This window comes from Acaryochloris sp. IP29b_bin.148 (assembly GCF_028285565.1).
In the GTDB taxonomy this organism is placed as follows: domain Bacteria; phylum Cyanobacteriota; class Cyanobacteriia; order Thermosynechococcales; family Thermosynechococcaceae; genus Acaryochloris.
Genome location: NZ_JANQOY010000185.1, coordinates 1 through 7,068, shown reverse-complemented (window position 1 = coordinate 7,068; position 7,068 = coordinate 1). Strand labels below are relative to the sequence as shown.

Sequence of the window (7,068 nt, the reverse complement as noted above, 5' to 3'; positions counted from 1 at the left end):
CACACACAATCAGTTTGACGAACACCATTGGCTGAGGAGCACACAGGCATCCTCGCACAGAGTGGACTGTAAGCGGTTGACAAATCCCATGACTGGAGGTTGGCGTGGGTCTGAAGTCGAACGAGGTGTTGAGGGTCTAAAGGTAGAGTTGAGGCGGGCTGGCCTTGGGTCCCTACCAACTGACCTGTAGGGTCATACCACTGCAGGGATTGCAGGTCACGCACTAGATCTTCTTGATCGAGTTCAAGGCGACCGTCTTCAATTTCCAGTTCAAGGCTGCCCGCTTTCACTAAATTTTGCAGTCTTTGACTGACTTGATGGTGAAGGGTATAGGCGAAGGTGGTACGGATTGAGATCGCAAACACAACCATAATCCCAGCCAAAACCATCAAATAGGATCCTAAGAGCTGCAATCGAACTTTTCGAAACAATGCATAACCTCTAGGAATGAAGAAGCGGATTCAGACGATAGCCCACACCATAAAGCGTTTCGATCAGCTGGTCAGCCCCTCCGGCTGCTTTTAATTTACAGCGCAGGTTACTAATATGGGTTTTGACCGTGCCCTCACTAGAGGCGCGATCTAGCTCCCATAAACGATCTAGCAACATCGCGCGAGTAAAGACTTGCCCCGGATGCTGAAGCAAATGCTCTAGCAGAATATATTCTTTGGGCGTTAAATCGAGCAAGGTTTCACCATAGTGCGCATGATGGTGAATCGGATCCAGGCGCAGCTCACCATGCTCAAGAATGGAAGGTTGAATCTGAGGAGGACGACGACATAAGGCGCGGATGCGAGCAGCCAATTCATCTAACTCAAACGGTTTGACCACATAGTCATCGGCACCCGCGTCTAACCCCATCACTTTATCGGTCAAAGTATCCTTGGCAGTTAGCATCAACACAAACCCGCTATATCCTGAGCGACGCAGTTGTTGACAGAGACTAATCCCATCCAAACGCGGCAGCATGATATCTAATAGAATCAGCTCATAGTCAGCCGTTTGGGTATAGTGCCAGCCGCTTTCACCATCTGCTGCTACATCGACAACGTAATGTTGATGACGCAAATCTTCGGCTAGGGGCTTGGCAATCCGATCATCATCCTCAACTAGCAGAACTCTCATGTTTTGGGTCTCTCTGGATGAGGATGAATCGTGTTTATTTCCCAGATGGTAGCCATGAATTGTTCCTTTCTGCTCTGGAGCCTGTTGGGTGAGTCAGCAGCACAACTTGGCTTGGTATGGTCTGTGGGATGTGGAGTTTTCCGAGTACTCGTTTCATGACTGCTCTGAGGTGAACCAAGGGTGTTGCTCGCTGTAGATGACTCAATTGGTCCAGGACATCATCTTGATGAGTAACCTGCCAACCCCAAGTTTGAAAAAAGCCAGGTCCTTGATGGGGCGCAAATTTAAAAGCAGGTTCCCCATTCGCAATATATTGATCATAAAGGGTATGGCTGTATTGCCTTTGCCAACCCCTTAATACGGTCGGTGCAGCTAATTCTAATACCCACCAGCCGATACAGTGCTGTTGAATTAAATGGGCAGCGAGTTTAGCAACCTGATGCTCAGGCCAATACCCTAAGAGACCTTCAGTGATCACAAGAGCAGGTTTTGAGAGTTGATGGGTAATAGAGAAAAGGGAGCGTCTGAACGTTGAATCAGCTAAATCCCCTTTGATTCGCTTAAGGATGCATCGAGATTTGACCCCCAGGAGTTTTTGATGTTTGTACTCCAATATGTCTGGCAGATCGACGTCTAACCAGATCAAAGACGATGGAAGGTTCAGCCGATAAGGCCGAGTATCCAGACCTGCCCCTAAGTTCATCACAAGACCAATGTTGTCATGAGCAATTCGCTTTTGGACCAGCTTATCAATCAGATGAGTTCGAATCGCAATCACATCCGCATACGGTTGGGAATGTCCTAATAGGGCCTGAAAAAGTTGCCCTTGCCCACCCGCCAACTGTCGTGCCCAAGGATCCTGAAAAAGCGCGTCACTTCGTTCTGATTCCAATGCTCGATATAAAGCCACTAGGTAGGCAGATTCTGAAAGTTTGCTCATTGCAAACGTGGCATAAAGCCAAAAGAAACAGCCTTTACCGTAAGCAGTGAATGTCAAGAACTCGACAAGAAGTGTGAGGAGTAGGCAGCCATCGGTTTTCAAGGCACTCTCTTCATTCAGTCCCTACTCTCTGCAGGCGAGGATCCTTCTGCAAGGATACAGAGCGCAAAACATAGATGAGATAGAGAGATAGCACAGCTGCAAAAAAGCACCAGACTGAGACAAAAGCATAGTTGAAGAACAGATAGGTGACGATCATGGATAACGCCACTAGCCCCCCTAAAACTCTAAGCTGGGGGAACTTTGATAGACAAGCTGGCCCCACAACCATCAGTAGATAAATTAGGCGAGTCACATCACGAGGAAATATCCTGTCATAGAGCAACTGTGTTTGATATTGAATGGATCCATGGCTGATTTCGACCGTCAGCCAATCCGGGTAACGCCAAAACGGTCCATAAAGCGACAGGCCAAAGAAACAGCCAAATAAGAGCATCGCGATCAAGATCTTGCGTGCCCAAGGCCGATCTTCCTGTACCCAGACGGCAAAAGCGGGCCAAGCAGGCCAGATTCCATGGGAAAATCCAAAAAAGCCTAACGCACCGACTCGCACAAGATCGGCATGGTCTAAGTTCAACCACACTAGACCTTCAAAACTTTGCTGAATACTGAAACCGATTGGAATCACTGCCAAGGGCAACAGCTGTCTATCCTTAGCTTCAGCAATCTTGCTCGCGTAAATTCCCGCAGGGAAGAGCAACGCGGCAGCGGTAAAACTGGCAGTAGTAGAAAAGCACATAGGTCTAACCGGGGTCAAAGACGCCTATTCAATGCTGTCTCCTTAGCAACCGTGAGATCAGACATTGCTTTTATAAAGTTTAGGGCATTGGCAATAGGGCTTGATTTTTCACCAGTCCCTTCAACTCTGGATAGGGAATCAACAGCTCTGTCGGACCCATGACATAGGGGCCAATCTCATAGGTATTGAAGAAGAAGAGTAGTCCTTTAGGCGTCAGCGCAAAATTGCGATTGAGCTGGAATTTGCCATGATCAAACCAGAAACCTGCTGCCGTTAAACTTTCATTGGCTGTCAGTTCCTTAACTCGTCGAAAGTGTTTTTCCGCAATGGCATTCAGTTGTGGTGCATATCCCTTCACCAGTAGATCCGATAGCTGAATGGTTTTGCCCGTTTGAGGATTAAAGTTCCAATAGGTGCGGCTAGAGTTGGGGTGAGCCCCGCCGGTATACCAATAGTGGGCGTATTGGAGACTCAGCAGGTTGGGGCGATTATGAATCACCTGAACTTGTTTTTCATCCGCCCAAACCCCCTGCTGGGGAAACTGGCGAATCGCGCTTTGATAGTTTTGGAAGAAACGACCCATCGCCGCTTCAATCGTGGCAGGGGGCTGGTCTTCCGAGGCAGACTGCAATAGAAATCGCTGAACGGACGCATTAATGGCATCGATCGCACCTGAAGGCTGGGAACCTTGGGAGAAGACAGGATAGCTGACTTTAATTTGGGTACAGGGGGTTTTAGGCGTATGGGCGCATTTTCCGTCGGTTTTGACGGACTCGTTAACGGTATAGGTTGTGGCATAATGGCTGGCTCCAGAAGTCTCAGCTATCGCCTGACCTGCCGTCAGCACAGTAATAGCGCCTAAAACACCAATCATGACTGACTTACCTGTGATCCGCATCGATAACCTATCCCCTCAAGCTTCCGCACTTACTGTGCCCGATTAGACTCACACCCTAGCACTGAGAGATGGGGAGCAGGCCAGCGGTTACCGAAATTGAAATGGATTGGCTCTTTCAGGCAACGGCACGACTTACCCAGACAACACGCGCCGTTGAAAATCGAGGGCTTGTTGCTGATCAGGAATATGTCGGGCCAATACTTTCACAAAATCCATTAGCCTTAAATGAGGATCCTGAGCCAGGACGCGATCGCAAATCAGGGATGCGATCGGTCCAATAATTTCAGCTAACTCCTTTTGACAATAGGCAATTTCAAATTCATCTAAATGAAGCGGAACAGAGGGAGCTGGTGGAATGGGAGTCGTCTCCTGCACTAAATAGCCATTGACATAGCCGGCACCATTCTCAGCAGGAGGGGTTACGGTTCCCATCTCGCCATTTCCCATCTCGCCATTTCCCATCCCGCCATTCAGAGTTGAAGGATCCACCATAGCCACCGATGAGCCATTAGCAGAATGAGCCACCATGCCATTCGCTGGGGTTTCCCTGCGCTTAATCAGTTCGGTAGGCCGATAGCTGAGTTGAACCACTGTCGCATCATGATCAGGCGTCCGCAGCGAAGTCCGTAGCTTTGCTAAATGATGCTGAATATAGCGTTGAAGATAGCCAGAGGGGACATCTTGGGCACGAATCAACAAGAATACATCCTGAATACATTGCGTCAGAATCAAGTAACCTTCAAGGGCTTGGATCGTCACCCAATTGACTGCCTGCCAGTGGCACTGTTCAGAAATGCAGCCCGCAAGATGCAGCATTGAACCCGCCATGATATGGGTCGAAGCTTCCGAGAGACCAATGGGATGGGTCAACGGTTGACCTTGAGGAGAAACCATCACTGCACCTTGGATCTCAGTGGAGGCAGAAACAAAGTCAGTCAATAATGTCTCAATGGTTTCTTTATTCATCTTTTGGTTTATAGGCCCATTCAAATGGGATCGTAGGACCTAAAGTTCCCCCTTATAGCTATCTATCTTGTTTTGAGTAAAATTGCAAATATTGAGTGACAATTTTTTTTGGCTTAAATACAGTTTAGCTTAACATATTATAGTCTGCAAAACGTTGTCCAGAAAGGATTTGAGGGTGCTTTCTCAAATACAGTCTTCCGTTTTTATTTTCTTAAAGTGATTCTATGTTTTTACTCTTTCTAGCATAAAACGCATGCAATAATTGAATCACTTTTTTAGTTAATTGAATTAAGGTCCTTTTAGTGAATTAAATCAAGTTCCTGATTCAATATTAATTAATCTATTGTTTGAAGATTACTATTCTTGCAAAGAAAAAACATTTACAGTAAAGTTTTCAGGCTGTTTTATCTATATTTAAGTCATGTTATGCGTGTTCAAATTAAATACTTGGTGCTCTGGTCGTATAGCAACTGATAATTTCCCCTCATCAGCGATATAGTAAATTTATGAACTGATTGCAGCTGCTCAAATCGATATGATTAAGCATAAAGTCGTGATGATGGGGATGTGGGGGGTTGGTAAAACCAGCCTTGTCCGTCGTTTCGTCAATAGTATATATGATGAACGATATCACTCAACACTCGGCGTTAAGGTTGACAAAAAAGTCATCTCCTTGGAGGAAAAACCAGTCACACTTTTATTATGGGATATTGCCGGTGCAGAAGATCAGTTTTCCATTCCTCTTCATTATTTACAGGGAGCATCTGGGTATTTAGTTGTGATTGATGGTACTCGAAAAGCCTCTCTAGAATGTGCGTTAGACCTTATACAATTGATTGAGGACAAGATGGGCTCAGTCCCCTATATCCCGATCATCAATAAGTCTGATCTAAACTGGGAAATTACCGCTGAAGACGTTACCCGCCTGCTGGGTCATCAACAGCCCATATTTCAGAGCAGTGCCAAAACAGGCGAAAATGTCGAGGAAGCCTTTCTAGCATTAGCCAAGACTTTATAAAGTCTTTCTAGAGATCAATCACGGTCTCCGCTTGAGCCAGTTCAAAGTTCAGGCCCGTTTGCTCACTTTTACGCTGCAACGTTTCATCCCACCAGTTGCGCTCTAACCAGTCTCGGTTAGGGTCATGATGACCAATAAACGTATGCTTGACCTGACATCGCACAGCCATATCTAGCACATCCTCTATACAGCTATGTCCCCAATCCAAGCGGGAGATACCGTAAGGAGAACCAATGCCGAGATCTCCATCATATTCAATGCGTAAAAACTGGCCATCCCGATATAGAACATCTGCATTTACACTCTGCTGACACAGTCGTTCTTCTGCCTCTAAGCTGGCAATTTGCAAGGGATGATCTGGCTCTAAGCCTCGACGCAACTCATGATCGGTGCAAAAAATAAAAACTTTTCCACCTCGTTCAATCCGATAGGCCAAGCAGGGACTGGGATGGAAAACTTCAAAAGGGTATAGGGTTGTTTCACCAATTTGGATATGTTGACTGAGATCATGGTACTGGTGAACTAACTTGTCGCCCGCTGGTGAGGGCGGATCGACCTGGAAATCCCGAATCTCATAGGCGTAGAAGTGGGCAGGCATCAGCTCATAGCTCAGCGGGGTTTGGACCCCCTTGAGCCGAAAGTCGACTTGGTGAGAAAAAATGCCTAGTATCTGATCAAGGGCCTGTAAATATTGGCGGTTCGCATAAACATGGATATGGTTACAGGGGTCAAAACAGACTGCCGCTTGATCAAATCCTTCGGTGTGATCATAGTGAGAGTGGCTACCGAAAATATAGAGATGGCGATGATTATTGGCTATATTTTGGCCATCTCCCTCTAGATATCTCCATTTTTTGACAATGTCTTTGGCACAGACTCGAAATCCGCTCCCACAATCCAGCACAATATCAAACCCATCTGCTGTCTCAATGCGGATACAGGTCGTCCATCCTCCATAGATTCGTGCAGTCGGCATATCAAACTGTGCTCGATAAGCCTCCAATGTTTTGCGATTGAGAGGCCCCCCAATTAGTTCTTCAATGGTCGCGTTTAAGCGTCCCTCTGGCCCTGTTTGCTGCTGTAAATTTGTAAAGACCTGGTTCAGTAATTCACAGTCTGTCACTTTTTGATAGGCTTGCCGATCCTGTAAGGAAGGATAGATGGATCCACTGCCTTGTACACCATAAAAGTGAATTCTCAGGTTTTCGATGTCCTTCATGACGCTAGTCCATAGATCTGTAAATAGTTCATCAGTTATCCGTATGGAGTGAATCCCTTAAATTGCCACTGGAAAGGTTTGGCCATTGTGTGATTGCAATATT

At 46.5% G+C, this 7,068-nt stretch carries 7 protein-coding genes and 1 pseudogene; 1 reads left to right on the top strand and 7 read right to left on the bottom strand.

Annotation, left to right across the window (positions count from 1 at the left end; all coding sequences use genetic code 11):
* From Q0986_RS17060 to Q0986_RS17035, 6 genes and pseudogenes are all read right to left on the bottom strand, one after another.
* Window positions 1–431, bottom strand: a pseudogene (locus Q0986_RS17060) (hypothetical protein); the annotation flags it as partial.
* 10 nt (window positions 432–441) lie between these two features.
* Entirely contained in the window at window positions 442–1,125 is a 684-nt protein-coding gene (locus Q0986_RS17055; RefSeq protein ID WP_299413205.1) for a response regulator transcription factor, read from the bottom strand.
* A gap of 34 nt (window positions 1,126–1,159) precedes the next feature.
* Window positions 1,160–2,065: an SAM-dependent methyltransferase gene (locus Q0986_RS17050; RefSeq protein ID WP_299413202.1), complete on the bottom strand. Its 906-nt coding sequence runs from the start codon at window positions 2,063–2,065 to the stop codon at window positions 1,160–1,162.
* 112 nt (window positions 2,066–2,177) lie between these two features.
* On the bottom strand, window positions 2,178–2,864 hold the full coding sequence (locus Q0986_RS17045; RefSeq protein ID WP_299413199.1) for a DUF6629 family protein: 687 nt from the start codon (window positions 2,862–2,864) through the stop codon (window positions 2,178–2,180).
* Between the two features lie 79 nt (window positions 2,865–2,943).
* Window positions 2,944–3,762 (bottom strand): DUF3298 and DUF4163 domain-containing protein, encoded by an 819-nt coding sequence (locus tag Q0986_RS17040; RefSeq protein ID WP_299413196.1) that lies wholly within the window; start codon window positions 3,760–3,762, stop codon window positions 2,944–2,946.
* Between the two features lie 132 nt (window positions 3,763–3,894).
* A complete protein-coding gene (locus tag Q0986_RS17035; protein ID WP_299413193.1) occupies window positions 3,895–4,728 on the bottom strand; it encodes a hypothetical protein in 834 nt (277 codons plus the stop codon).
* Window positions 4,729–5,263: 535 nt separating this feature from the next.
* Between Q0986_RS17035 and Q0986_RS17030 the strand changes: the two genes are divergently transcribed.
* The gene (locus tag Q0986_RS17030; protein WP_299413190.1) at window positions 5,264–5,746 is read left to right on the top strand and encodes a Rab family GTPase; all 483 of its coding nucleotides are present in this window, start codon (window positions 5,264–5,266) and stop codon (window positions 5,744–5,746) included.
* Window positions 5,747–5,753: 7 nt separating this feature from the next.
* On the opposite strand, the gene Q0986_RS17025 is transcribed toward Q0986_RS17030, so the two are convergent.
* A complete protein-coding gene (locus tag Q0986_RS17025) occupies window positions 5,754–6,965 on the bottom strand; it encodes an MBL fold metallo-hydrolase (protein ID WP_299413188.1) in 1,212 nt (403 codons plus the stop codon).
* Window positions 6,966–7,068 lie beyond the last annotated feature (103 nt).